The organism is Microcoleus sp. Pol12B3 (assembly GCF_036701355.1).
In the GTDB taxonomy this organism is placed as follows: domain Bacteria; phylum Cyanobacteriota; class Cyanobacteriia; order Cyanobacteriales; family Microcoleaceae; genus Microcoleus.
In genome coordinates this window covers 96,696-122,726 of sequence record NZ_JAUBQS010000018.1, presented here as the reverse complement: position 1 = coordinate 122,726, position 26,031 = coordinate 96,696, and the positions used below count along the sequence as shown (strand labels likewise).

Genomic DNA, 26,031 nt, shown 5'->3' with positions numbered 1-26,031 from the left:
GAGCGGAATGAAGCGAAAGTTTCACGTTCCGTTTTGAAGGAGAGGTAGGAGTGGCAACACCCCTATCGACTCTAACACTTAACGCTTATATTGAAAAGGCTACACACAACGCCACAGGAGAAAACTGACGCATGGGTAAAGTAGTTGGCATTGACCTCGGAACAACAAACTCAGTAGTAGCCGTCATGGAAGGCGGCAAACCGGTTGTGATTGCCAATGCAGAAGGGATGCGGACAACTCCCTCGGTAGTCGCTTTCACAAAGGAAGGAGAACGCCTGGTGGGACAGATGGCCAGACGCCAGACTGTTCTCAACCCGCAAAACACCTTTTACGCCGTTAAACGGTACATCGGACGCAAATATACCGAACTGACTCCAGAATCAAAGCGCGTCCCTTACACAACTCGCCGGGACGAAAACGGGAACATTAAAATCAAGTGTCCCCGCCTGAAAAAAGATTTTGCCCCAGAGGAAATTTCGGCGATGGTTTTGCGGAAACTGGCCGATGAAGCCAGTCGCTATCTCGGACAAGAGGTAACGGGGGCTGTAATTACTGTTCCCGCTTATTTCAACGACTCGCAGCGACAGGCGACGCGCGATGCGGGACGAATTGCCGGACTTGAGGTCAAACGGATTTTAAATGAGCCGACAGCGGCTTCTTTGGCTTACGGTTTGGAGAGGCGAGAAAGTCAAACTATTTTAGTGTTTGATTTGGGCGGCGGTACTTTTGATGTGTCGATTTTAGACGTGGGAGACGGAGTATTTGAAGTTAAAGCAACTAGCGGCGACACTCAATTAGGTGGCAATGATTTTGACTCCAAAATAGTTGACTGGTTGGCAGATCAATTCTTAGAAAAAGAAGGAATTGATTTGCGTCGCAACCGCCAAGCTTTGCAGCGCTTGATCGAAGCGGCAGAAAAAGCCAAGATTGAACTGTCGGGAGTCGGTGTCACGGAGATTAATTTGCCGTTTATCGATGCGAATGAAGATGGGCCTTTGCATCTGGAAACGCGGCTGACTCGCGGTCAATTTGAGGGGTTGTGCACAGATTTGGTGCAGCGGCTGCGGCGACCAGTCAAACAAGCTTTGGCGGATGCAAATTTGAGTCCTTCTCGCATTGATGAAGTTGTGCTAGTCGGCGGTTCGACTCGCATTCCTTTGGTGCAGGAAGTGGTTCGCAGTTTGATAGATCGAGAACCAAATCAAAATGTGAATCCCGATGAAGTTGTGGCGGTGGGTGCGGCAATTCAAGCGGGTATTTTGGGTGGGGATGTCCGCGATGTGCTGCTGTTGGATGTGACGCCGCTGTCGCTGGGTTTGGAAACTATCGGCGGGGTGATGAAAAAACTGATTCCGAGGAATACTACTATTCCCGTCAGGCGATCGGACATTTTTTCGACTGCTGAAAACAACCAAACTGTGGTAGAAATTCACGTGATCCAAGGGGAACGGGAATTAGGCAGAGATAATAAGTCTTTGGGACGGTTTAAACTAACTGGAATTCCGCCGGCACCGCGAGGGATTCCGCAGGTGCAAGTAGCTTTTGATATTGATGCTAACGGGATGCTGTTGGTGACTGCTTTGGACAAAACAACCGGCAGGGAACAAAGCATTACTGTGCAAGGTGCTTCGACGCTGACTCAGCAGGAAGTGAATCAAATGATTCGCGATGCGGAACAATTTGCTCAAGCCGATAAGTTGCAGCGGGAAAAGGTGGAAAAACGCAATCGCGCTGAAGCTTTAGCTTATCAAGCCGAGCGGCAGTTGCGGGAAGTTGCGCTCGATCGCGGAATGCAGTTTGCTCAAAGAACCCGCCAGCGAATTGAAACTTTAATTCGTGAATTGCGAGACAGTTTGGAACGCAATGATGAGCGGGGAGTTGACCAAGTTGGTTCGGATTTGCAGGATGCTCTTTACGATTTGAGCCGGGAAGTTTCCGCGTTTGCGATGGATGACGATGATGACGATTTCTTTGAGTCTGTGAAGCGGACTTTTACGGGCGACAGTACCAAGCGGCGCAGCGATGACAGCAGCTATTATACCAATCCTAAGCCGTACAGGCGATCGACTGTCGATCCAATTCCCGATCGACCCTACGATCGACCCTACGATCGCACCGGCGATCGCATGGGCGATCGTATGGGCGATCGTATGGGCGATCGTAGAAGCAGTGCTAATCGCCCCACTCGCCCTTATCAAAATCAAAGCGACGATTGGGATGATGACGACGATTGGTTGTAATTAGTGGTTAGTCATTAGTCCCTAGTCATTAGTCCCTAGTTTGAAGCAGGGAAGCAGCATGACTAATGACTAATGACTAATAATTAATAACTAATGACTAATAACTAATGACTAATGACTAACTATGCAGAATTTTCGCAATTACTATCTAATTTTGGGAGTGCCCAAAGATGCCACGGCTGATGAGATAAAAAAAGCCTATCGACGGCTAGCCAGACAGTTGCACCCTGACGTAAATCCAGGTGATAAATCTGCTGAAGATAGGTTTAAGGATATTAATGAAGCTTATGATATTCTTTCCGATATAGACAAGCGCGCTCAATACGATCAGTTTAGTAAATTCTGGAAACAAAAGGGATTTCAAGGAAAGCAAGGGGTGCGACTTCCCAATTTCAAAACTTGGGGAAATGGTAAAACTACCCGCAAAAAACCGGCCGAGGATGTCGATTTTAGTGATTACTCGGATTTTAATAAATTTCTCGACCAAGTGCTCGGAAGGCGCCGGGAAGTGAGGATGGCGACAGCTAATGATACAGCGGGAGTAGCCTCCTCTGAACCGTGGAGTACGGCTTCTAAGAAAACGAGTTATGTTGCTAATTCTCGCCCACCGAGAAGGGATTTCGACGATCGCGAAATGCGACGAGAAACAGAAGATCGCGAAATGCGACGAGAAACAGAAGATCGCGAAATGCGACGAGAAACAGTCGATCGAGAAATGCGACGGGAGATAGTCGATCGAGAAATCAGAAGGGATATAGCCGATCGCGAAATGCGACGGGAAATTAGAGAAACAGTCGATCGCGAACCAAGAAGAGACATTGAAGCCAGGCTAACTCTGCCTTTGGAAAGGGCTTATTCGGGCGGTACTGAGCGAATTCGTTTGGAAGACGGGCGAGCGATCGAGGTAAATCTGCCTCCTGCTATGGTATCAGGCCAGCGGATTCGCTTGCGAAATCAAGGTATTGGCGGCGGAGATTTATATTTAAAAATCACGGTTTCTCCCCATCCATTTTTTCGATTGGAAATGTCGGATGTTTGCTGCGAATTGCCACTGACTCCCAGCGAAGCGGTGTTAGGCGGAGATATTGAAGTACCGACGCTGGACGGCTTGGTAAAGATGAAATTGCCACCGGGAGTAACGTCTGGAAAGCGGTTGCGGCTGGCTAACAAGGGCTATCCGACAGGAAATGGTGATCGGGGCGATCAATTAGTAGAAATTCAGGTGTTAATTCCCAAAGAAATTAGTGAGGAGGAACGGGAATTATACGAAAAGTTGCGGCAGGTTGAGTCTTTTAAACCGCGTCAGGATTTATCGGTTTAATGTAGAGTAAGCAAGGCGCCAGTTTAATTTTCTAGGGGCGCAATAATGCGCGCCTTACTACTAATTGTGTACGAAAAATTAGGAGATGCTTGGCTAAATTTTACTGACATATCACATTTAGCCACTTGGCTGTAAATAGATGATATCAAATCCGTGGGCATACCAATTATTCCTCTTATTCCTCTCTCTCTTCTCTAACTCAGCGCCCTCTGCGGCCTCTGCGGTTTAATAATTCCGAAACAACCGTAAACGATAGGATTTGTCGCCAGAATAGCCGTTAGCGCAGCCCTCGAAGAGGATCGCACTTTCAGCAATCCTGAATCGCATAAGTAAAATTACTGTTGTGATTATTCCTGAACTAGCAGAGAATTAAAACTAAGGTAATTTTCCCACAATCAGGAGCAGTCTGCAGCGATGACTCAAATGGCCCCTCAATGCAACAATCTGCAAGAGCAAGTTGACTCTTTACTGCAACTGCTGCGTCAGGAATCATCTTTGCGAAAACAAGATATCACGGCGGTACAAGCTTCTCTGAAAAAGGCAATTTCTCCTGAGTTTGAGATTGTGTTTGCTGGCGCTTTCAGTGCGGGAAAATCAATGCTAATTAATGCTTTGCTGGAGCGGGAATTGCTCTACAGTGCAGAAGGACACGCGACAGGTACGGAATGTTATATCGCCTTTGCTGAGCCGGAAAAAGAGCGCGTTGTTCTCACTTTTTTGAGCGAGTTTGAGATTAGCCAGCAAGCTTCTGTGCTTTGCCATCAGCTAGGTTTAGCTACTGAAATTAATATTAATCAAACAGATGTAGTGTCGCTGTTGTCTCAGGGATGTAACATAATTATTGAGAGGGAAGGCGGCGAAAATAAATCCGAGGTAGCCAAAAAAGCTAAGGCTTTGATGCTGCTGTTAGAAGGTTTTGAGGCTAATCGCGATCGCATCCAAACTCTCGAAAACGCTACCTACTCGATGGAACAGTTTAACTTTTCCAATCTCAAGGAAGCTGCTAGTTATGCCTGTCGCGGTAGTAACAGTGCTGTACTCAAGCGAGTGGAATATTACTGTTATCATCCGCTGCTGGAAGATGGGAATATTATTATCGATACGCCGGGAATTGATGCGCCGGTGCAGCGGGATGCAGAATTGACTTATGATAAAATTGAAAGCCCCGATACTTCGGCAGTTGTCTGTGTTTTGAAAGCGGCTTCGTCTGGGGAAATGACGACGGAAGAAACCGAGTTGATGGAAAAAACACGGGGAAATCCGGGAATTCGCGATCGACTGTTTTACATTTTTAACCGCATTGACGAAACTTGGTACAACACGCAACTGCGACAGCGCTTAGAAAATCTGATTAATTCCGACTTTCGCGATACTGCGAGAGTTTACAAAACTAGCGGATTGTTGGGATTTTACGGGAGTTTGATTCGAGGGACAACAGGGCGCGATCGCTTTGGTTTAAATACAATCTTTGCCAGCAGTCAAGGGCGAGTTTCTGGAGATGATAAATTAGATTCTGAATTGCTCGGTAATAGTGAAGAAACTCCGCAATTTGTTAGTGAATTTAATCGCTACTGTGCGAATTCCGGCAAGTTATCTCCAAGCAAATTTCGCATTTCAGTTAACAGTTACGAAACACCCAATGAAAACTACGTGCGGATTCTTGCAGAACAAGGACAACCATTAATTGCTCAATTAATTCAAGATAGCGGTATCGAAGATTTTCGCACAGCCATCACCCGTTACCTCACAGAAGAAAAACGCCCGCAACTGTTCAAAAATTTAGCTGACGACTTAGAAGACTTGTGCATTCAACTGCGGAAACATTACCAAACAATTCAGCGGAATTTGGACAGCCAGCCCCGCGAAATTGAAGCAATGAAAGCACAAGAACTTTTGCGGCTAAATCAAGAATTGCAGCAAGTCGGACAGGATTTTCGGGAACATATCGCCGAAGAAGTCAATGAAATGATTATGAATAAATGCGATATTTTCGATACAGACTTTCGGCAACTGCAATCTCGGATGATCCGGCGCTTGGATGAATTGTTAGATGGATTTTCTGTTGAGGCGGCTTACGGACGCACTTTGCGGAATCATCCCCGCAATGCGACAGCACCTTTAATTGCTGTTTTAGTTGAGGCACTTTACTATTTAGCCAATCAGTTGGAAGATATTTTAGTAGAGGCTACTAAGTCACTTGTTGATAATTATTTTCAGTATTTGAAAGATAGCGTTCGCAAGTCGGAATACTATCGATTACTCTATCGGTTGTTGGGGAACGATGGGGGAATTGAACAGCAGTTAGAGGAGTTATCAAAGCGGGTTTCTGATGCTTTGGTAAATGCGGCGGGCGTTGAGTGCGATCGCTACGTGCGAGAAAGTCCCCGTTTTTACGACGAAGGCACATTTTCCATTTATCAATTCCGGGAAACATTGCAGCAAACTTCTCAAGGTTTCGACTGCGAAAACATGGTGGACGCCCAACCGGCAATTCGGCAATTATTGCGGCTAGATTTTGAGCCGAAAGTATCGAGAACTATTCGGCAAACTTTCCGCCAAACTGTCAACCAAACCCTGAAAGAGCATTTGTTGCCGCTGGCCCAAAAGCAAGCTGATGATATTTTGCAGAAATACAGTCAAGCCCGCGATTATTTGGAGCAAACTTTGGCACAGGAGGCGGAGGAAAAGATTGCTGGGAATCTGCGGCGGCAAGCTGAGAATGAAGAAAAGATCAAAGAGTACGATCGGGCGGTTTCTGGGATTAATAGTTGTTTGCAGGCGATGAAGTTGCACGAGCATTTGTTGCCTGTAATTGGACAAAATGATAGCGTTTCGGTGGATGGTGAATGATTGAAATTTTGGCGATTTCCGATCGCCGGGATTCTTGCTAAAAGAGAGATACTACTCTAAAATAGTTAGGATGACCGTTTCCAAAAAGTAGATATTAATATGGAAGATAAATTTGATTTGCACAACTGCGGTAATGAGGATGCTTTATCTTTTGGTAACGCAATGCTTAAAGTAGAAAAACTCAAGGAAACAGTAAATGAAGTTATGCCAGAATATGGATTAGGACAGACACTCAATAAGTCGTTAAGCCAACAGAAACTAGATATTGATGTAGGTTTAGATACTGACGAAAAACCTAATGCTTATGAAAACTGGTTTGGTAAAGGTATAGATTGTGAAATTCTCAGAGTGGGTGCTCAGGGCTGGAAGAAAGGAAAGATTAAGCTCAAACTCAATGTCACTATAGAGTTTTGCCCCGACGAACCCGAAGTAGAAGAAACACCAGAAAACAACGAGTCAGAAACTAGCCAACCAGAATCCCCCCTCGATGATTTGCGCCGCCAACTTCTCAATCAAGAAAACTCACCCAGCTAATCCATCAAACATCCGCGTTAATTCGCGTTCATCTGCGGTTAAAAATCATCATGTCTAAAACCCCTAGAATCCCGATTCCCCCAGAAGTCAGAAAATATGTATTTACTCGCAATAAATACCAGTGCCAAAGCTGCGGCCAAACGAAACTAGAAACCCAACTGACGATCGATCATATCATCCCCCTAGCGCGCGGCGGCAGCAACGACATCAGCAACTTGCAAACCCTCTGCGGCACCTGCAACCAAAAGAAAACCGACAAACTAGACCCCCGCTTCCGCCGTCACTTTGACCTTTGATTTTGATATTTAACAGTATAATAAAATCAGCATTATTCATCTCTCTCTTCTCTTCCTCTGCGTCCTCTGTGCCCTCTGCGGTTAAAAAATCCTACCATCGATAATACCGATAAGGATCATCCCCATTCTCAAAATCCGTTCTGTAATCCCAGTGATAAAACTCCCGACTCGAACCATTAAACACAGAACCATCCGCCTTAAAACTCGCCCCTAAATTAGCCAAAATCTGAGCATTTGCCCTGGTTTGCCGCCAGCGAGTAAAACGCAAATAAGTCTTAGTATCAGCATTCAAACTGTCCGGTTCAATCTGAGAGAAAATCGCCACACCCTTGCCAACTTTTACCCGACTTAACAAACCGTCAGCACCGACTTCTCCCCCAGACTTAATCAACCAAGTATCATAAAAAGAGCGCGATCGCAAATCTGAGGCGCTAACCCCCTTCACCTCATCCCAACTCGGAACCGCCAGCGAACCGCCGAAATCCTTCGCTTGCTGCAAATCCACGCCCAAACCCGCAGCAGGCACTTGACGCGGCAGGAAAAACGCCTTCCCGCCAGCATTCAAATAACCGCGCAAATCTGCATCTTTCAGATTCGCTTCTCTCCCCACAATCACCAAACCAACATCATTAGAAAGCGAACTAGCACGCTGATAAATTACCCCCAAACTATCCAACTTTTGGGCATCTTCATCTCCCCCTATTAAAACCACTTTATCCGGCTTTCCAACCACCGGAGAATTCATCCCGTAACTCACAATTTGTTGCACTAACTGCGCCGCCCCAGCATCTACAGAATAATGGTCTTCCAAATCCAACTCGTTTAAAATCAGCCGCCCTTTTCCGTAATCCAATTCCATCAGCGGCGAATAAGCTAAATCAAACTCAGATTCCAAAATTGGGCGCCAACCGCTGCGGTGCGGCTTCTCAATAGAAGCGCTACTGACACCGCCGCGATTTCCCCAATGCCAGCCGTACCAAGGTTTATTTGCCGGACTCAAATTAGGGCCAGTTTGGATCGTATCTGGATAAGCTTCAACCAGCGTGCTTTCCCCCACCCAATCCCGCAAATCTTCACTGTCTAAACCGCTAATTGCCGGATGGTTGCTGTCAACTGGATAAGCGCGGCGGCTGACGTGGGCAGCAACCCGGAAACCCGTATTTTCCAGCCATTGCCTCCGCTGAGGAAACACAATTGCTTTGCCGCCGTTTCGCACAAAATTTTCTAAACTTCCCGGCACTTTTTCCCCGCTAGAAAATGCTTCTCTACCGATAATTAATAGCGATGAAACTTGCGAACCGTTCCACGGTACAAGCTGATAACCTAACTGTTTTAACATTGCCGAGGTTTTGCCCGCTGGATCGAAAATTGTCACCGAATCTTTGATGTTAGATTGTTTGGGAAAAACGCGGAAAGCAAATGTATCAGAATGCGATCGCTCGCCCACCCGTGCCGTCAAGCGAATTTCGCCGTCAGCCTTGCTAGAAATGGTATTTGGCAAATTTACGCCTATTGGGAAAAATAACGTGCCTGCCGGAGCAATTATCCCTTTGTTATCGCCTTTTTTTACTTCTTTTCCCCCTACCCAAACCTGCCACTTAAACGAAAATTCTTGCGCCGCCCGCGTATCGTTAATTAACACTACTTGCTTTGCCAGTTTTCCGCCTACAAACAAATTGCGATCTTTCGCGGTAAAAGCCGGGCTAGCACCAGCAATCCAAGCCAAAGTCGAGCTATTATTCTTCATAATTGCCTCGCCCCCTGGATGAACAGTGTAAGCTTCCGGCTGCAAATAATTCAGAAGATTATTCGAGATTTGCTTCAAATAAACTCCCCGGCGACCCGGTAGAAATGCCCCAATCTCCACCTTTTTTCGACCAGCTTCGGAAACTTCCCAACCATGTCCGTCATTCCAAGGAATCATCCCCCCAGACATTCCAAAAGTCCGCCAACTCCGCCAAGTATTTGTACTGAATAAGTGCTGCAACTTTTGAAAAGCTGGTGCAAAATCTAACTCTTTTTTACCATGCCAGTTTTGATACTCCTGACCGCTGACAAACTGCTCGCGAATTTTAGATTTATAAACGGCCGTTTCCCAATCGTAAGCCTGCTTGCCAAAATAAATTGCGGCAAACTCAGTCATCCAAGGTTCGCTGAGAATCACCTGACCAAAACCTTTGCGGTTCCGCATCATCGTTGCGTGCAGAGGAGTCCCAAACTCGACTGCCATGTAGGGCATTTCTCCGGTTTTACTCCACTCAGAAATCCACTCTTCCCGTTCTTGCAAGGGAATCATATTTAAATAAGTATTCAGCGCATAAACATCACCGAAGTGGGCGCCTTGGTGTACCATCACAGGTCTGGTTTGGTCTGCCGATTTAATCGCACCTATAGCGTCATTTCCTAGGGGAGTGTTCACCCGCAAACGCTGGTTTTCTGAGGGGCTGAGAGTTCCTTCTACTTTGCTTTTGCCGATGCGACGGGGATTTAGGTCGTCAGCGTTGCCGAAAAAATTAGGACTTGTCGCCCACATTAATACTGATGGATGATTGCGGTAGCGGCGCATTTCTGTCACCATTCGGGCTTTCCAGCGGTCGTTCCAGTAAGGGTTTTTCCACTTGCCGTTCCAAGCGATAGGACTAATATCTAAAGCGGGGGCCATAATGGGAAAACCTTTGAGGTCTGCTCTTTCGGAAAATAACTCTCTGAAGTGCCATCTACCCCGTTCGTCGTGATTCCAAGGCCACATTTCTGTTATGTTAAAACCTGCTTTTACGTAGCCATCAATTAGGCTATCAGCAACTTCTAATGTCCCGCCTTGCCAAGTATCCGAGTGCAAGATTGGTCGCAGCCGAAATTCAGTTCCGTTTAAGAAAAATTTGCGCCCTTCTATCCAAAATTCGCGGAAGCCAAAAGGTTGGTAGTATTGCGTGTCTATGCCGCTGCCTTTTACTTCTAATTGCAGGGTGTAAAGGTTGGGTTGCCCGACATCCCAAAGACGGGGATTTGGCCAATTCCACTGAACTTGTAGGGTTTGAATGGGTTTAGCTTGAACCTTAGCATTTGCGGTGAATTTTTGTTGTACTTTGCCTTCTTCGTCGAGCATTTCCGCGATTAATTCAACTTGACCGTTTTGGGCAACGTCTTTGAGTTCTACATCTAATTTAACTTGCTTTTTTCGGGTGGAAGTTTGGACGAATACGTCGCTAATTAGCGGGCCTGGGGGAAGGCTCAGAAGTCGCACTTCGCCGATGATTCCCCGCGATTGCAAGTTGAATTTTTCTGTGTAGATTTCTGTGGGGCCCATGATGACGGCTTTTTCCTTTTCATCGGATACTGCCACCACTAAAATAGATAGGGTGTTTTGACCTGGTTTTGCTACTTTGGTAATTTCAATAGTGCCGTAAGGCCAGGGGATTTCACCGCAGTTAATGCCGTTGACAAAGATGACTGCATCTGTGCTGACTCTGGCTAAGTCGAGAAAAATTCGGCGGTTTGTCCAGTCGTCGGGAATGTCTATATTTCTCTGATACCAAGCTTTTGATAGTTGTTTACTGTTGAAGTTTTCCCAATCTTTGCCGCTGCCGCGAGTGATGATTCCGGGTACGGATTCGTTGTTTTCTTTTTGCCAGTCTCCGGGTACTTGGATGGAACCCCAATTTGGGGAGACGGGGGGGTTTTGGGGGTTGCCAACTGCGGGGACAAATTGCCAAGTTCCGTTGAGATAGATTTGGGATCGTTTGTTGTCGATCGCCCCGGCGGCCAGGGTGGTAAGATTGGGGAAGCCGATCGATATCGCTGAGTTGCTGGCGAAGTTGGGATTTTGCAGCGCGTAACCGACAAATCCAAAGAGGGTGGCTGCTGCGAAAAATAACCCGATAATTTTTGCCAGCTTGTGATTCACTCGCTTATTGCTCCCAGAAATTAGATAATCTAATTTTTCCCTGAATCTATGATAGCAGTTGATTCAGCATAAATCCCCCTGCCAATCTGTCTCTGGGAAGATGGCACAGGACCGACAAATGTGGTTTTGTATAGAAAAAATAAATACTTAGTTTTAACTAAGTTTTAACAAGGTTGTTTCATCAACATAAGCAATAGTGCGATCGCGCCATCGCTACAGGTCAACAAAAATGAGCGAGTTTGAGGTCTTGCCCTTACCCATTAAATCTTACAGTATTGCTACATTTAGTGCCGGCACCGCTTTACTGCTGACAACTCTGTTACTGTTTTCCTTCCAGGCAGCTCCTGCAATCTTACTTTTGGCCGCTGCAATGGTTAGCGCTTGGTATGCTGGCTTAAAGTCCGTAGCACAAGAACTAGAAATAGAACGTAATATTATTTCCAAAGTAATTGACACGACGGCTTGCTTAATTGTAGTTCTCGACAGCCAAGGACGGATTGTCCGCTTTAACCAAGCTTGCGAAAAAACTACAGGCTACTCGACAGCAGAAGTAATCAATAAATATGTGTGGGATTTGTTCTTAATTCCCGAAGAAATTGATCCAGTTAAAACTGTTTTTACCAAGCTAAAAGTCGAAAATTATAACAGCGAATATCAAAACTATTGGCGCACTAAAAACGGCGAGAAGCGCTTAATTTTTTGGTCGAATACTGTGACGACAGATGGCGAGGGTGTGGTAGAATATGTGATAGGAACGGGGATCGATATTACTGAGCGCAAAGAAGCAGAAATAGCCCTGGCTTTATCCTACACTAAGCTAGAAAGCCGCGTCAAACAACGCACAGCAGAACTAACAGTAGCTAAAGAAGCGCTGCAAGCTCAAGAAGAACGATTTCGCTGTTTAAGTTCCTGTTCGCCTGTCGGCATTTTTATGGCAGATTTTGAGGGGCGCTACACCTATGCAAACCCTCGCTGTCAGGCTATTTGCGGCTTAAGTTTGACACAACTTTTAGGAGACGGTTGGGAGAATTGCATTCACCCGGAAGACAGCGATCGCGTATTGAGCCGATGGCTGGATTATACTCGGCAAGGTGGGGAATATGCGATCGAGTATCGCCTGCAAACACCACAGGGGATTGTCCGCTGGATTAACGTTTGTTCCTCGCCGATGTACTCGGACTCCGGCGAACTCATCGGATACGTGGGCACGGTGAGAGATGTCACGGAAAGACAACAAGCGCAAGCAGCATTGGCAAGCAGCGAACAGCAACTGAGAAGGCTGCTAGAAAATACGCCAGACATCATTATCCGCGCTGACAAAGAACAGCGTTATATTTATGTCAATCAAGCAGTTGAAAGAAGCCAAGGAAAACCGCTTTCATTCTTCCTGGGTAAAACCTGTCAAGAAATAGGAATGTCGCCAGAAATGTGCCAGATGTGGGATGAAACCCTGCACAAAGTGTTAGAAACAGGTCAAGAAGAAATTGTCGAATTTCAGGCTTTCTCAACTAACGGCATCCGAAGTTACCAATCCCGCGTAGTTCCCGAATTGGACAAAAATGGCGTACCAGAATCGGCCTTAATTGTCGCCCGCGATATCACAGAAATAAAACTTGCAGAAACTCAAAGATTGCAGTTAACAATCGAGCAAACAGCGAGGGAAAAAGCGGAAATAGAACAGCAGCGCTCGGCATTCTTAGCAGAAGTCAGCAAAATGCTGGCTGATGCGTTTGACGGGGAAACGGTGCTGCAAAAGGTAGCAGAATTAGCCGTAAATTCGATCGCCGACGGGTGCTGCATTCATTTGACCGAAACCGACTCAAAAGTGCGCCGAGTCGCTGCTGCTCACGCAGAAGCCTCTATAGTTGATACTCTCAATAACTTGAGAATCAGAAGTTTGAGCGCCGACAATGCTGTTAACGGCTATCCGCTGGTAATCCGCAGCGGGAAATCCGAACTAATTACCGAAGTGGATGAGGAGATTCTAGCAGCAGGAGCAGAAAATGCCGCAGAAATGGAAATATTGCGAGCGCTCAATATCGGATCTCACGCTTGCGTACCGCTGAAAGCCCGCGGGCGGGTAATGGGTTCCATCACTTGCTTTACCTCAAAGTTGGGCCGCCGCTACAGTGCAGAAGACATGGCAATGCTAGAAGATTTAGCATACCGCGTGGCGATCGCCCTAGACAACGCCAGACTTTACGCAGAAGCGCAGCAAGCACTATCTCAAACATCGCAATCCTTTGCCTTAATTGACTCGCTCTTAGAAGCATCTCCCTTAGCGATTTGCTTTATGGATCGCGAAATGCGCTTCATCCGTATCAATCAAGTATTAGCCGAACTCAACGGTTTCCCGATAGAACAGCATCTCGGTCAAGATTTCCGGCAATTGTTGCCCGAACATGCAGCCAAATTTGCGCCGATAATTCAGCAAGTTTTAGACACCGGCCAGCCTGTTTTAAACTTAGAAATGAGCGGCGAACCTGATGGGAAACCGGGATATTTAGGTTACTGGCTCGCCAACTACTACCCAGTGAAAAATGAAAGAGAAGAAATAATCGGAGTCGGGCTAATTATCACAGATATTACCGCAGCCAAACAAACAGAATTAGCTTTGCGGGAAAGCGAAATGCGCTTCCGCAGCGTGGTAGAGTCTAACATGATCGGCATCGGTTTCTGGGATGCCAGCGGCGAAGTTACGGACGCTAACGACGCCTTGCTGGAAATGATTGGATATACGAGGGAAGACTTAGTTTCAGGACGGATTAGCTGGATCGATATCACGCCGCCGGAATACGGAGAACTCGATCGCGCCGCCATCGCTCAAATCGCAGCAGGAGTAAGTTGCGCGCCTTACGAAAAAGAATACATCCGCAAAGACGGCACGCGCTTCCCAATTTTAGTCGGCGCCGGAAACTTCCAAGGATGCACAGACAAAGGATCGTTCTTCGTGCTGGATATCACCGATCGCAAACAAGCCCAAAAGCAACTTCGAGAAAACGAAATACGCATTCGCCGCCAACTAGCAGAACTCGACTTAGTTTACAACACCACACCAGTCGGGCTGTGCTTTCTCGATACCAATTTGCGCTACATCCGCATGAACCAATGCCTTGCTGCGATCAACGGCCGCACGATCGCAGATCACATCGGGCGCACCATCAGAGAAGTGATTCCCGAAATTGCCGATATGGTAGAGCCGATTTACCGCCAAGTGCTGGCGACGCAAACCCCCGTACTCGACTGGGAAATTAAGGCCGAAACCAAGCAACAGCCGGGAGTTTTGCGGGATTGGCAAATCAGCTTTTACCCAGTGAGCGATGAATCAGGAACACTGCTGGGAGTCAGCAGCGTGGTTGCCGAAATTACCGATCGCAAACAAGCAAAACGGGTAATGCAGCAAAGCGAAGCGATATTCCGGCGGCTGTTCGAGTCAAATATTTTCGGAGTCGCGATCGGCGATTTTAGCGGCCGCATCGCCTACGCCAACCAATCCCTGCTCAACATGGTCGGCTACACCCGCTCAGACCTGCTCTCCGGTCAAATGCGGTGGGACATCATGACCCCCCCCGAATACCTGCACCTAGACGCCCTGGCGGCCGGGGAACTGCGGGCTAAGGGAGTCGCAACTCCTTTCAAGAAAGAGTACATCCGCAAAGATGGCAGCCGCGTGCCGATTCTGATGGGCGGAACCACTCTGTGCCCGGACGATCGCGAACCAGAGACGATCGTCGCATTCTACATCGACTTAACCGAGATCTCCCGCGTGGAAGCAGAACTCAAACACAATCAAGAACGGCTGCAAATCGCTCAGCAAGCAGGAAAAATCGGAACTTTTGAATGGAACGTCCAAACCGGCGATATCGCTTGTACACCGGAGTTAGAGGTTTTGTACGGGCTGCCGGCCGGTGGTATCGACAGCTATCAAAGTTGGGTGGAAATGGTGCATCCAGACGATCGCGCTTTGACTCAAAAGCAGGTAAAAGCTGCGGCGGTGTCCGGGGAGGAATTAAACATAGAGTTCCGCATCTGCCGCCCGGACAAAAGCGTGGGCTGGATTGCTTGCAGGGCGAAGGTGTTTCAGGACGATCGGGGTTTGCCTTTGCGGATGATCGGGGTGAACGTCGATATCACCGATCGCAAACAAGCAGAAGCCGCGCGATCGCACATCCATCAAACTTTAGAAGCCTTGATTCAGGCTTGTCCCCTAGCAATTACCGTTTTGGACTGCGACGACGGGACTGTGAAAATGTGGAACCCAGCGGCAGAGAGGATTTTTGGCTGGCATGAATCAGAAGCGGTAGGTCAATTCGTGCCCTGCGTTCCCGCAGACAAGCGGGAGGAATTCACCGCTAATTTGAAAAAAATTCGCGAAGGAAACGCGATCGCCGGCATGGAAACCCAGCGCCAAAGGAAAGACGGCAGCTCGATCGACATCAGTTTGTGGGCAACTCCAGTCCGCGACAGCAACGGCAATATCAACTGTATGTCGATCGTCGCCGACATCAGCGATCGCAAGCAAGTCGAGGCCCAACGCGCTCAGTTGCTCGATCGCGAACAGGCAGCGCGGGCGGAAGCAGAAGCGATCAGCCGCCGGAAAGACGAGTTTCTAGACTCTCTTTCCCACGAATTGCGAACGCCTATAAATGTGATTCAGGGGTGGGCACAGATCCTGCGCGGCCACCCTTACAACCAAGATAAATTAGCTTCGGGTTTGGAAGCCATCGAGCGTCAGTCGAAGGTGCAGATCCAGCTAGTGGAAGATTTGCTCGACGTTTCCCGGATTATTCAAGGCAAGCTGGCTCTGAAACCCGGCTGGTTCTACATGGTAAAGACGATCGAGGCGGCTCATAATTCAGTTCGTTTGGCAGCCGAGGCCAAGTCTGTCACCGTTTCGTTAGAACTTGACCCCGCAGTCGGCTTGATGTGGGGCGACGCCCAGAGGTTGCAGCAGGTAGTGTGGAATTTGCTGATTAACGCCGTGAAGTTTACGCCTTCGGGGGGAAATGTCGAACTGCGCTTGTCTGCGGTGGCTGTTAGCGATTCCTCATCACCCAATTACGTGCAAATTACTGTCAGCGATACCGGAAAGGGCATTCCTGCTGATTTTCTGCCCTACGTGTTCGATCGCTTCCGACAAGCAGACGCCTCGAAAACTAAGGCTGAGGGCGGTTTGGGACTGGGATTGGCGATCGTCGAGCACTTGGTGCAACTCCACGGGGGTACAGTGACTGCGGAAAGTCCCGGTAAAGACCAGGGTGCGACATTTACGGTGACACTGCCATTCAAACAGCCTCGTAGTAAGCAGCCGCAGTTGAGAGGAGAAAGGAAATCCCATCCAACGCCTCCGGGTATTTTGGCTGGTTTAAAGGTGTTGGTAGTTGACGACGAACCCGACAACCGCGAGTTTTTGATGGTTGCCCTCGAACAGTGCGGGGCGACTGCGACTGCGGTTGCTTCGGCTGCGGAGGCGATCGACATTTTACAGCAGTCGCCGCCGGATATTTTAGTGAGTGATATCGGTATGCCCGTTGAGGACGGCTACTCGCTGATCCGCAAAGTGCGATCGTCCGCATCCGACCAAATCAAGCGCTTGCCGGCCGTGGCGCTGACAGCTTATGCTAGCGAAGAAGACCGCGATCGGGCGATCGCCACTGGTTACAACGAACACTTAACAAAGCCGATCGAACCCGCTCTCTTCGCCGCCGTTTTAGCCAAGTTAACAAATTTACAGTAAGGCGATCTGGTTTGATGAACGCACAAATAAGATCGTTTCTGTTTGATTCGGATTTGTATGATGTTAAATCTTTTAGGGGCGGGTTTACCAATAATAATTGCCCATAATCTACAATCTTATAAACCCGCCACCACTGCCTTTTTATTAACCACATGATGACCGATATACGCAAAGCAATTAGAAAATTTATCACAGTTTTTGCAAGTAACAATGAATCAAATTTCCAACAGCTAGAAACAGAACTAACAGAATCAAATTTTCCCATCCGCGCCCAATCTTCGCTAGTAGTTTGCTGTATTAAACCGGGCGGCAATTTTCCCAGTTTTTAGGGCGCGCCAATTGCCGTGAAAGGCACGCTACAGCAGTTAAAATACGATTATCAGCGCAATTGGTTTACGCCCATGCCCATTTATCACTTCAACCGCCTAACCGCCAAATTTTTCAGCAAGCTTCCGCTGCGAACGGTTCTGATTGTTCCGTTAGTTTTGCAAACGGTAAGTGTAGTTGGGCTAGTGGGCTATCTTTCTTTCAAAAGTAGTCAGGAATCAGTCGAGGATGTGGCGCATCAGTTAATCGAACAAGTAGCAGAGCGAATTAGCGATCGCCTCAGCGATAATAATGGACTTTCGGCAATCAATACCTTTCTGGCTAGGCTGCACTTCTCGGCTTCAGGACAAACTTTTATTATGGATCGATCGGGCAATCTGATTGCCACATCGACACTAGAAACACCCTTGGTGACGCCCGCAACAAAAAAGCAACCGACGCCATTGCTAGCCACCAACAGCAAGGATGCCCGAACGCGAGATATTGCTCGACAACTCGCCAACCGATTTGGTAACTTCCGCACCCTGCAAACAACCGAGAAATTGACCCTGGCGAACAAGGGCGAGAGGCAGTTTGTCCGCCTCACTCCCTATCGAGATGTCCGTGGTTTGGATTGGTTGATTGTGGTGGTTGTGCCAGAGTCTGATTTCATGGGGCCGATTCAAGCAAATACGCGCAACACATTGTGGTTATTGACCGGTACACTGCCGCTGGCGATCGCGATCGGATTGTTGACTTCCCGTTGGGTGACAAAACCAATTATGCGCTTGAATACCGCCGCCAAAAATCTTGCAAAAGGAGAATGGGATCGACCTTTAGAAATTAGACGCTTGGATGAAGTCGGAGAACTCGCCCACTCCTTCAATCTTATGGCAGTGCAACTGCAACAGGCTTTTGCAGACCAAAAATCTTTAAATGAAGCTTTAGCGCACAGCGAGAGCCAACTCAAGCAATTTATCGAAGCCATACCTGCAGGAGTATCTATTCACGATGCCTCCGGTAAAGTCGTGTACTTCAACGAAACTGCCAAGCATTGGCTCGGCGTAGAAACTATCCCCGATGCGACTTTAGAAGAAGCAGTAGAAGTTTATCAAATGTACCGCCAAAACCAGCCGTATCCAATTGAAGAACTGCCCGCATTCCGAGCACTGCGCGGCGAAACCGTATTCCTTGAAGATATAGAACTTTATCGAGAGGGGAAATTTATTCCTTTTGAGGTGCGCGCCACACCCATTTTCGACGAAGGCGGAAACATTATTTATGCCATCAATGCTTTTTATAACATCACACAGCGCAAACAATATGAAAAAATCTTAAGCGACTACAATCGCACTTTAGAAACCGAAGTTTCCGAACGTAGCTACGCCTTAGCTGGTGCTAACGAACTCTTACAATCTGAAATTGCAGGTCGCAAATTGCTCGAACAAAAACTTTACAGTTCTACTGAGCAATTTGTGAAAATATTTGAGTCTATTACAGATATTGTATTGATTTTTGATGTGGAAGAAGAAACTATCCAAATTATACCTACAAAAGGAATCTTTCAATACAACTATCACACCAATCAGATCGACTCCATCATCGAACAATTTTTTGATGAGGAAAGCGAGGAGATTTATTTCGCTCAAGTTCTACAGGCATTGGAAGTTCAACAAACTATTAGTTTTGATTACAGTCTGCAGATTAATAACCAAGAAGTTTGGTTTGCTGCTAAAATTTCGCCGCTGTCGGATAGCTCTGCGGTTTGGGTAGCCCGCGACATTAGCGATCGCCAGTTGGCGGAAGCCCGACTGCTGGAAGCCCAAAAAATTGCTCGTATTGGCAGTTGGGAACACGATATCGCCACAAAAAGAACTACTTGGAGTGAGGAACTATATCGCATTTATGAGCTAGATCCTACTCAAAAACCGCTGCCAACCGAACAATTAATTCAGCGTTTTCATCCAGAAGATCGATCGCGCTATCTGGCAATTGTGCGCGAGCAAGCTATGTCAGGACAAAGCTTTGAAATTGATCTGCGGCTGATCCGAAGAGATGGCTCGCTCAGTTACATAGAAGTTCGAGGGAAACCTGTTTATGATGAAAAAGGGCAGTTGATCCGTTTGTTCGGCACTGTCTTGGATATTAGCGATCGCAAACAAGCCGAGTCAGCTTTGCGAGAAAGCGCCCGGGGAGAACAAGCCATCGCCCGATCGATCGATCGCATCCGTCAATCCTTAGATATTGACACAATATTCAAAACCACAACCTCGGAACTGCGACAAACCCTAAAATGCGATCGTGTCGGTATCTATCGCTTTAATCCTGATTGGAGCGGAGAATTTGTTGCCGAATCAATGGCTGCCGGCTGGATATCTCTGATGCAACCTGACGATTTTAGTGTGCCAAACACTCTCGTCGAAGACTCTCGCTGTACCGTGAAAACTATGCAAGCCGGCGGTACACCAGTGCTGGATACCTATCTACAAAAAAATCAAGGCGGTATGTACGCTAGAGGCGTTCCTTACCGCATAATTGAAGACATATACAGCGCTGGCTTGAGTCCTTGTTACCTAGAACTGTTAAAACAATTTCAAGCTCAAGCCTACGTTATTTTCCCCATATTTTGCGGCAGTCAACTTTGGGGTTTGCTAGCCAGCTATCAAAATTCTGGACCCCGCACTTGGCGCGAAGCAGAAATCAACATTGGGCTGCAAATTAGCACCCAATTGGGAGTCGCCTTACAACAAGCTCAATTGCTCGAAGCCACTCAAAAGCAAGCAGTGCAGCTTCAACAAGCCGCCTGGGCCGCAGAAGCCGCAAACCTTGCCAAAAGCACTTTCCTCGCAAATATGAGCCACGAACTTCGCACCCCGCTAAACGCAATTCTGGGATTCTCCCAATTGATGCAGCGCTCTACCAACCTCACTCGCGAACAACAGGAAAATATCCGCATTATCAACCGCAGCGGAGAACACTTGCTCGCTCTAATTAATCAAATATTAGATTTAGCCAAAATAGAGGCGGGACGCATTACAATCAACCCAACAGACTTTCAATTAAGCAGCCTGTTGAACGATTTGGAAGAGATGTTTCAACTCCAGGCAATGGAGCAACAATTGCAGTTAATATTTGACTGCTCTAGCGAAATTCCCGAATACGTGCAAACCGATCAACTTAAGTTGCGTCAAGTTTTAATTAATCTGCTTTCTAACGCGATTAAGTTTACCAAAGAAGGAAGTATTGCGCTAAGAGTAAGTGCGGTGAGGGAGAGTGAAAAGCAGCAAATACCAATCAGTAATTACCAATTACATTTTGAAATAGAAGACACTGGCTCCGGCATGGCTCCTGATGAGTTAGATAAGCTTTTCCAAGCCTTTGTGCAAACCAAAACAGGAACCAAATCTCAGCAAGGAACAGGCTTGGGGCTGGCTATCAGCCAACAGTTTGTCAAGCTGATGGGCGGCGTGATTACTGTACGCAGTGAAGTAGGACGCGGCACCACCTTCGCGTTTGATATCCCCGTCAGTGCCGTTGATGCCCCGGCGACTCAACCCGTAGAGCCACCGCGTCGAGTGATAGCCATGGAACGCAACCAGCCGCGCTATCGTATTTTGATTGTGGACGATCGATCGGACAACCGCCAACTGCTGATCAAACTCCTCGCTGGCTTTAACTTTGAACTCGAAGAAGCCAGCAATGGCATGGAAGCTATTGAAATGTGGTCGAGTTTTGAGCCACACTTAATTTTTATGGATATGTGGATGCCCGTGATGGATGGACATGAAGCGACCAAACGCATTAAAGCCACCGTTAAAGGTCAAGCTACGGCAATTATTGCCGTGAGTGCCGGTAACGCCGAGGAAGGGCAAAGCGTTACTGTATCAGATGATTGCGATGACTTTATCCACAAACCCTTTCGAGATACAGAAATTTTTGCCACCCTGCACAAACATCTGGGAGTGCGTTACATTTACGATGAACCGGAGAGTGTTCCCGAGTCAAATCAAACCGAGGTTCCTACTCCAGAGACTCTGGCAGTTTTACCTGCAGATTGGCTGGCAGCTTTAGAGAAAGCCACAATTGAGTGCGATTTAGAGTTAATTCTGATCCAAATTGAGCAAATTCGCGATCGCCATGACGGTTTAGCTAGCGCTCTAGCCACATTGGCTAATGAGTTTCAGTTCAATCAAATACTAGCTCTCATCCATCCCGAAGCAAAATAATAAGGATATGAGATAGGTTTGTAGTGAGTACGATCGTCCTCATAAAACCCCATCGGGCGATCGTACTCACTACAAACCTATAAAGGTTATTTTACCCAACTAAATATGAATTGCGAACCAACTCCCGTCTTAAAAGGGAATATTTTAATTGTTGATGATATTCCGGCTAATTTGCAACTTTTAGCTCAAATACTCTCGCAGCAAGGGTACAAAACACGCACCGCACCCGACGGCAAACTAGCGCTGCGGTCGATCGAGTTAACTCCTCCTGACTTGATTTTGCTCGACATCATGATGCCCGGTATGGACGGCTACAAAGTCTGCGAAGCATTAAAAGCTTCTCCCACAACCAAAGATATTCCAGTTATTTTTATCAGTGCTTTGAATGAAGTATTAGATAAAGTCAAAGCATTTGAAGTTGGTGGTATAGATTATATCACAAAACCGTTTCACGAACAAGAAGTTCTCGCCCGCGTCTCAAATCAACTCGTGCAGCGCCAGTTGTTCCAACAAACCCAATCCTATGCCAAAGAACTCGAACAAACCGTAACTGAACTAAAGAAAACTCAAGCTCAGTTAGTACAGAAAGAAAAAATGGCTTCTTTAGGTCAGCTAGCGGCAGGAATTGCTCACGAAATCAACAATCCCGTAAGCTTTATCTACGGCAATATTGCTCTAGCGGCGGAGTATGCGCGAGATTTGCTTCGCCTCGTTGAATTGTACCGACATTACTACCCCCACCCCGTTGCAGAAATTATTGGGGAATTGGACGAGATTCAACCCGAATTCATCGCAGAGGATTATCCAAAACTGCTGAATTCGATGACAGAAGGTGCTTCTCGGATTAGCGAAATTGTCATGTCTTTGCGGAACTTCTCCCGCCTTGGCGAACAAAAGTACAAACCAGTGGATATTCATGAAGGCATTGACAATACTTTAGTTATTTTGCAGCATCGGTTGAAGGGAGCAAACAAAGCGGGTGAGATAGAAGTCATTAAAAACTACAGCCAACTGCCAAGAGTCACTTGTTACGCCAGTGAGTTAAATCAGGTGTTCATGAACCTGCTAAGTAATGCTATTGATGCCCTGGAAACTCAACCTTCTCCCCGAAAAATTACCATCAGCACTTCAGTAGGTTTTGAGTCAGAAGCTGCGCTGCACAATCACGATTCAATATTAGCCACTCCAAACAATCAATCCGTTGTGATTAACATTGCCGATAACGGTTGTGGGATGAGTGAAGAAGTGCGCCACCAGATATTTGACCCATTTTTTACTACGAAGCCTGTAGGCCGGGGTACTGGATTAGGGTTGGCAATCAGTCACGATATTGTAGTGGAAAAACATCGAGGTCAAATCAGTTGTATTTCTGCTCCGGGTCGAGGAACCGAGTTAATTTTGCAGATTCCGATATCTGTTAAATTTTAACCTTTTAAAATTTAATCAAACCCAGAGAATATATCACATAGATTGTACGCGAGCATCTGTAGGGAAACGGCATTAAGCTGTAGTGCATTTAAATTGTATATTCATGGCGGGCGGGACACCCCACAAGACTTTGATTTTTTTGACACACAATTTCAATGCCGCAACAGCTTATTGGTATTCACTTAAGGTAAAACCGATATTCCGCCAGTCCGTCAGGGAATTCATTCCCTGGCGCACTGCCGGGTGAGCGGTATTTACTTTAAATCCAGCAATCCGCTAGTTTTTAGCTTGGGATTAAACCGGATTTCTTCAGTTACGCCGCGATCTTTCAATAGCGATAAAATTTCATTTTCCACGCGCCGCGCGACATTTTTCAACAATTTATCTTTAGCAATTTCATCGGCGAAGATACCTTCATAATTTGCTGTTTCTTGGGCGGTCATTACTGTTTTGGTGTCGATGGGATCGTTCCACTTGGCAGCATCGGCACCGTTACCCTGGGGTTGGGAACCGTTTTCGGCAATCCAACTTTCTCTAATGCTTTCTAGAATAGTGCGGCTGGGCTTGTCAATAGTTTGGACTTTCAGCCAGTAGCAATATTGGGTTTGGCGTACTAAATGCTGTTTGAGGCTGAGGTAAATGTCGCGAGAATAGCCGACAAATTGCAGGACTTTCTCGCTGTCAAAAATCGCGTAAACGCCGATTTTTCCGTGGACAAAATCGGGTAATTTTCCCTCAGAGTCTATGTATGGAATGAATTCTAAGCTGGCGAGAGATTGAATGTCTTCTGTCATCCGATTTTAGATTTTAGATTTTAGATTTTAGATTAAACCACAGATTAACCAGCCTTTACTTAACTCTTGAAAACTCGATAAATTGCACAGAGACGGCTGGGTTTAAATATTTTGGCTTGGAACATGAAATTAGGCGGGACGTTGACGATCGCAAAATCGCTCGATTCGTGATACTTTTCAAATTCCGCAGGCATTCCCTTCGGCGTCTCGCTGCTGTAAGGGACTGGCTGAAAAAGTAACTCGGCAAACTCAATGCGCGAGCATTGCAATTGTAGCGCTACTTGTTTGACAAAGCTTTCACCGGTTAACAAACCGAACAGTGCAGTTTTAGCATCGGGTTCGAGGACAAAACTGCTATCGTAACTTTCAATAATCTTAAGACCCATTTTCTCTATACTCCTGACAGACGGCGGTGAATGGTTATCGGTTAAGTGTTTTGAGCGATCGACTTATTTTGAATTTTACCTGACACTGACCGTTTTGAAGGCAGAAGGTATTCGGCACGAGGTCAATAAAAATACCACAATCAGGAAATTTTGACAAATAGCCCTGATTTATTTGCCGATCGCTTTTATCATGTCCGTATCGCCATCTATCCGACTACGACTAAAAGGCTATGCAGAAGATTGAAAAAGCATCATTCCCAGCTTCCAGAAGTGCCCCGAACCAGCCGGACTGGCTAGAATTGGTAGAATACGCCTCTGTTGCTGGTTCAGCGATTGGCACGATTGCTGCAGGATTGTCTGGCCAAATTGTCTACGCTGCCGCCCCCTTAACCGCAGCACTTTCGCTGAATCTCGCCAATCGCCAGCGTTTCGAGCAACAAATGCAACAAAAGGCAAATTCTGCGATTACGGACGTACAGGCTGCAGTAGAACGTCGCTCGCAGCAAGTTCAGATACTACCTGGAGAACCTGCGGAACTCTACACCGCCGTCTCCGACTTGCGGCAGAAACTCCAGGGCTTGGAATCCGGCGCCATCGCCGAGGTACAAGCTGCCGTAGCCTCCCTCGAACGCCAAGCCCAGGCGCTGCCGGCTGACTCTCAGGAAATCTACACCACTCTGTCCGATTTGCAGCAAAAACTCCGCATTTTGGAAACTAGCGCCCTCAGAGAGCATGATTGGGAAAATGTCAACGTCCGATTTTTATTGATGGGCGAAAAGTTAACTGAAGTTAAAACTATTACGGCTCAGTTACAGGAGCGATCGAACGAAGTAGACTTCGATACAATCCAAGGTTCTCTCAAGCAATTGCAGGACTTGCTCGATCGACCCACAATAGACACAGGGATGCTGCAAACCGAGATTCAGCAGTTGCAGCAGCAAGTTTCCGAATTGCAGAGACAAAATCAAGAAATTGTCAAGCCTTATTTGCAGCGTCTGACTCGCGCCGTGAAGAAACTATCAGCAAATTAGCCTTAGTTATTAGTTTTTCGTAGGGTGCTGCGCGCGTACCTTCCCGGATTCTTTCGTAGGGTGCTGCGCGCGCACATTACCAATTACCCATTACTAAATTTTTGCCAAGCTTGCCAGAAAACATAAATCGATAATACTGCCAAGAGCGATCGAAAAGCTAAACTAACAATACGATCGGGCAATCTCGGCAAAAACCGCGTGCTCACCTGCGCGCCCAACAAACCGCCACCGCCAAGAATTAACCCCACAACCCACAAAACATTCCCGCGCGCCGCGTGTCCCGCCGTCGCCGAAATTGCCGTGATGACGATGACGCCCAAGCTGGTTTGAATTGCGGTTTTAATGCTTTCTCCTAACAGCAAAATTTGCAGCGGAACCATAATTACCCCGCCGCCTACGCCGAACAAACCCGCTAATAAACCCGCCGCACTGCCGGTAGCAATTTTAGCAAACGTTGGATTGAATAAAATATTAGAATTATTTGGTAATTCGTGATTGGTAATAGGTAATTGAGCATTGTCTCCTTCTCCGGCTTCTACTCCTAGTTCCTCTGGTTCTGCTTCCGCTTTCTTCTTAGCTGTCAGGTGCTTGCGAACTTCAATCAAATAAATATTGAGCCACAGCAACAACCCAAAAGTAAGTAACAGCAAGTAAGGCGGAAATATTCCCGCCAAATAAGCACCGATTTGTGCTGTAATGACGGCGGGAAATCCGATGCCTGCGACTTGGCTCAAGCTGAGGTAGCCCATGCGCCAATTCTGGATGCTGCCAGAAATAGCTGTAATGACGATCGACAAACCGCTAGTAGCAACCGCTTGTACCGGGGCATACTTGAGAGCTACCAACAAAGGCACGAGCACCGTACCGCCGCCAATACCCAAAAATCCAGCTAGAATTCCGGCAAAAATTCCCGCCGCACCCAACATCAATAATTCAGTGATAGTCATTAGTCATTAGTCAGTAGTCAACAGTTAACAG

13 protein-coding genes are annotated in these 26,031 nt (G+C 47.0%); 9 read left to right on the top strand and 4 right to left on the bottom strand.

Annotation, left to right across the window (positions count from 1 at the left end):
- The first annotated feature begins 131 nt into the window (after positions 1 to 131).
- The 5 genes from dnaK to QUA53_RS11810 all read left to right on the top strand — a co-directional run bounded on the left by dnaK (position 132) and on the right by QUA53_RS11810 (position 7,241).
- Positions 132 to 2,240: a molecular chaperone DnaK gene (gene dnaK / locus QUA53_RS11830; protein ID WP_333097182.1), complete on the top strand. Its 2,109-nt coding sequence runs from the start codon at positions 132 to 134 to the stop codon at positions 2,238 to 2,240.
- 124 nt (positions 2,241 to 2,364) lie between these two features.
- On the top strand, positions 2,365 to 3,561 hold the full coding sequence (locus tag QUA53_RS11825; RefSeq protein ID WP_333097184.1) for a J domain-containing protein: 1,197 nt from the start codon (positions 2,365 to 2,367) through the stop codon (positions 3,559 to 3,561).
- Between the two features lie 414 nt (positions 3,562 to 3,975).
- Complete coding sequence (locus QUA53_RS11820; RefSeq protein ID WP_333097185.1) at positions 3,976 to 6,411, top strand: dynamin-like GTPase family protein; 2,436 nt, start codon at positions 3,976 to 3,978, stop codon at positions 6,409 to 6,411.
- A gap of 99 nt (positions 6,412 to 6,510) precedes the next feature.
- Positions 6,511 to 6,945, top strand: coding sequence for a KGK domain-containing protein (locus QUA53_RS11815; protein ID WP_333097186.1), 435 nt, complete (start codon positions 6,511 to 6,513; stop codon positions 6,943 to 6,945).
- Positions 6,946 to 6,995: 50 nt separating this feature from the next.
- Positions 6,996 to 7,241, top strand: coding sequence for an HNH endonuclease (locus QUA53_RS11810; protein ID WP_015179287.1), 246 nt, complete (start codon positions 6,996 to 6,998; stop codon positions 7,239 to 7,241).
- A 91-nt stretch (positions 7,242 to 7,332) separates the two neighbouring features.
- On the opposite strand, the gene QUA53_RS11805 is transcribed toward QUA53_RS11810, so the two are convergent.
- Positions 7,333 to 11,145 carry a sugar-binding domain-containing protein gene (locus QUA53_RS11805; protein ID WP_333097187.1) on the bottom strand — a complete coding sequence of 1,271 codons (3,813 nt, stop codon included), beginning with the start codon at positions 11,143 to 11,145 and terminating at the stop codon, positions 7,333 to 7,335.
- A gap of 229 nt (positions 11,146 to 11,374) precedes the next feature.
- Between QUA53_RS11805 and QUA53_RS11800 the strand changes: the two genes are divergently transcribed.
- The 3 genes from QUA53_RS11800 to QUA53_RS11790 all read left to right on the top strand — a co-directional run bounded on the left by QUA53_RS11800 (position 11,375) and on the right by QUA53_RS11790 (position 22,842).
- Positions 11,375 to 16,882: a PAS domain S-box protein gene (locus QUA53_RS11800; protein WP_333097189.1), complete on the top strand. Its 5,508-nt coding sequence runs from the start codon at positions 11,375 to 11,377 to the stop codon at positions 16,880 to 16,882.
- A 344-nt stretch (positions 16,883 to 17,226) separates the two neighbouring features.
- Positions 17,227 to 21,414: an ATP-binding protein gene (locus QUA53_RS11795; RefSeq protein WP_445304942.1), complete on the top strand. Its 4,188-nt coding sequence runs from the start codon at positions 17,227 to 17,229 to the stop codon at positions 21,412 to 21,414.
- A gap of 105 nt (positions 21,415 to 21,519) precedes the next feature.
- Entirely contained in the window at positions 21,520 to 22,842 is a 1,323-nt protein-coding gene (locus QUA53_RS11790; protein ID WP_333097190.1) for a response regulator, read from the top strand.
- A 254-nt stretch (positions 22,843 to 23,096) separates the two neighbouring features.
- On the opposite strand, the gene QUA53_RS11785 is transcribed toward QUA53_RS11790, so the two are convergent.
- On the bottom strand, positions 23,097 to 23,636 hold the full coding sequence (locus tag QUA53_RS11785) for a GIY-YIG nuclease family protein (protein ID WP_333097192.1): 540 nt from the start codon (positions 23,634 to 23,636) through the stop codon (positions 23,097 to 23,099).
- Between the two features lie 59 nt (positions 23,637 to 23,695).
- On the bottom strand, positions 23,696 to 24,022 hold the full coding sequence (locus QUA53_RS11780; RefSeq protein WP_333077206.1) for a hypothetical protein: 327 nt from the start codon (positions 24,020 to 24,022) through the stop codon (positions 23,696 to 23,698).
- Positions 24,023 to 24,252: 230 nt separating this feature from the next.
- On the opposite strand from QUA53_RS11780, the gene QUA53_RS11775 reads away from it, so the two are divergent.
- On the top strand, positions 24,253 to 25,053 hold the full coding sequence (locus QUA53_RS11775; RefSeq protein WP_333097194.1) for a hypothetical protein: 801 nt from the start codon (positions 24,253 to 24,255) through the stop codon (positions 25,051 to 25,053).
- Between the two features lie 83 nt (positions 25,054 to 25,136).
- Here the strand turns inward: QUA53_RS11775 and QUA53_RS11770 are convergent, their stop codons facing one another.
- Entirely contained in the window at positions 25,137 to 26,000 is an 864-nt protein-coding gene (locus QUA53_RS11770) for a sulfite exporter TauE/SafE family protein (protein ID WP_333097196.1), read from the bottom strand.
- Positions 26,001 to 26,031: the final 31 nt, after the last annotated feature.

Coding starts and splice junctions, on each gene's coding strand:
- QUA53_RS11815 (WP_333097186.1), top strand. CDS start 6,511: ATGGAAGATAAATTTGATTTGCACAACTGCGGTAATGAGGATGCTTTA.
- QUA53_RS11825 (WP_333097184.1), top strand. CDS start 2,365: ATGCAGAATTTTCGCAATTACTATCTAATTTTGGGAGTGCCCAAAGAT.
- QUA53_RS11770 (WP_333097196.1), bottom strand. CDS start 26,000: ATGACTATCACTGAATTATTGATGTTGGGTGCGGCGGGAATTTTTGCC.
- QUA53_RS11790 (WP_333097190.1), top strand. CDS start 21,520: ATGAATTGCGAACCAACTCCCGTCTTAAAAGGGAATATTTTAATTGTT.
- QUA53_RS11780 (WP_333077206.1), bottom strand. CDS start 24,022: ATGGGTCTTAAGATTATTGAAAGTTACGATAGCAGTTTTGTCCTCGAA.
- QUA53_RS11800 (WP_333097189.1), top strand. CDS start 11,375: ATGAGCGAGTTTGAGGTCTTGCCCTTACCCATTAAATCTTACAGTATT.
- dnaK (WP_333097182.1), top strand. CDS start 132: ATGGGTAAAGTAGTTGGCATTGACCTCGGAACAACAAACTCAGTAGTA.
- QUA53_RS11820 (WP_333097185.1), top strand. CDS start 3,976: ATGACTCAAATGGCCCCTCAATGCAACAATCTGCAAGAGCAAGTTGAC.
- QUA53_RS11775 (WP_333097194.1), top strand. CDS start 24,253: ATGCAGAAGATTGAAAAAGCATCATTCCCAGCTTCCAGAAGTGCCCCG.
- QUA53_RS11785 (WP_333097192.1), bottom strand. CDS start 23,636: ATGACAGAAGACATTCAATCTCTCGCCAGCTTAGAATTCATTCCATAC.
- QUA53_RS11810 (WP_015179287.1), top strand. CDS start 6,996: ATGTCTAAAACCCCTAGAATCCCGATTCCCCCAGAAGTCAGAAAATAT.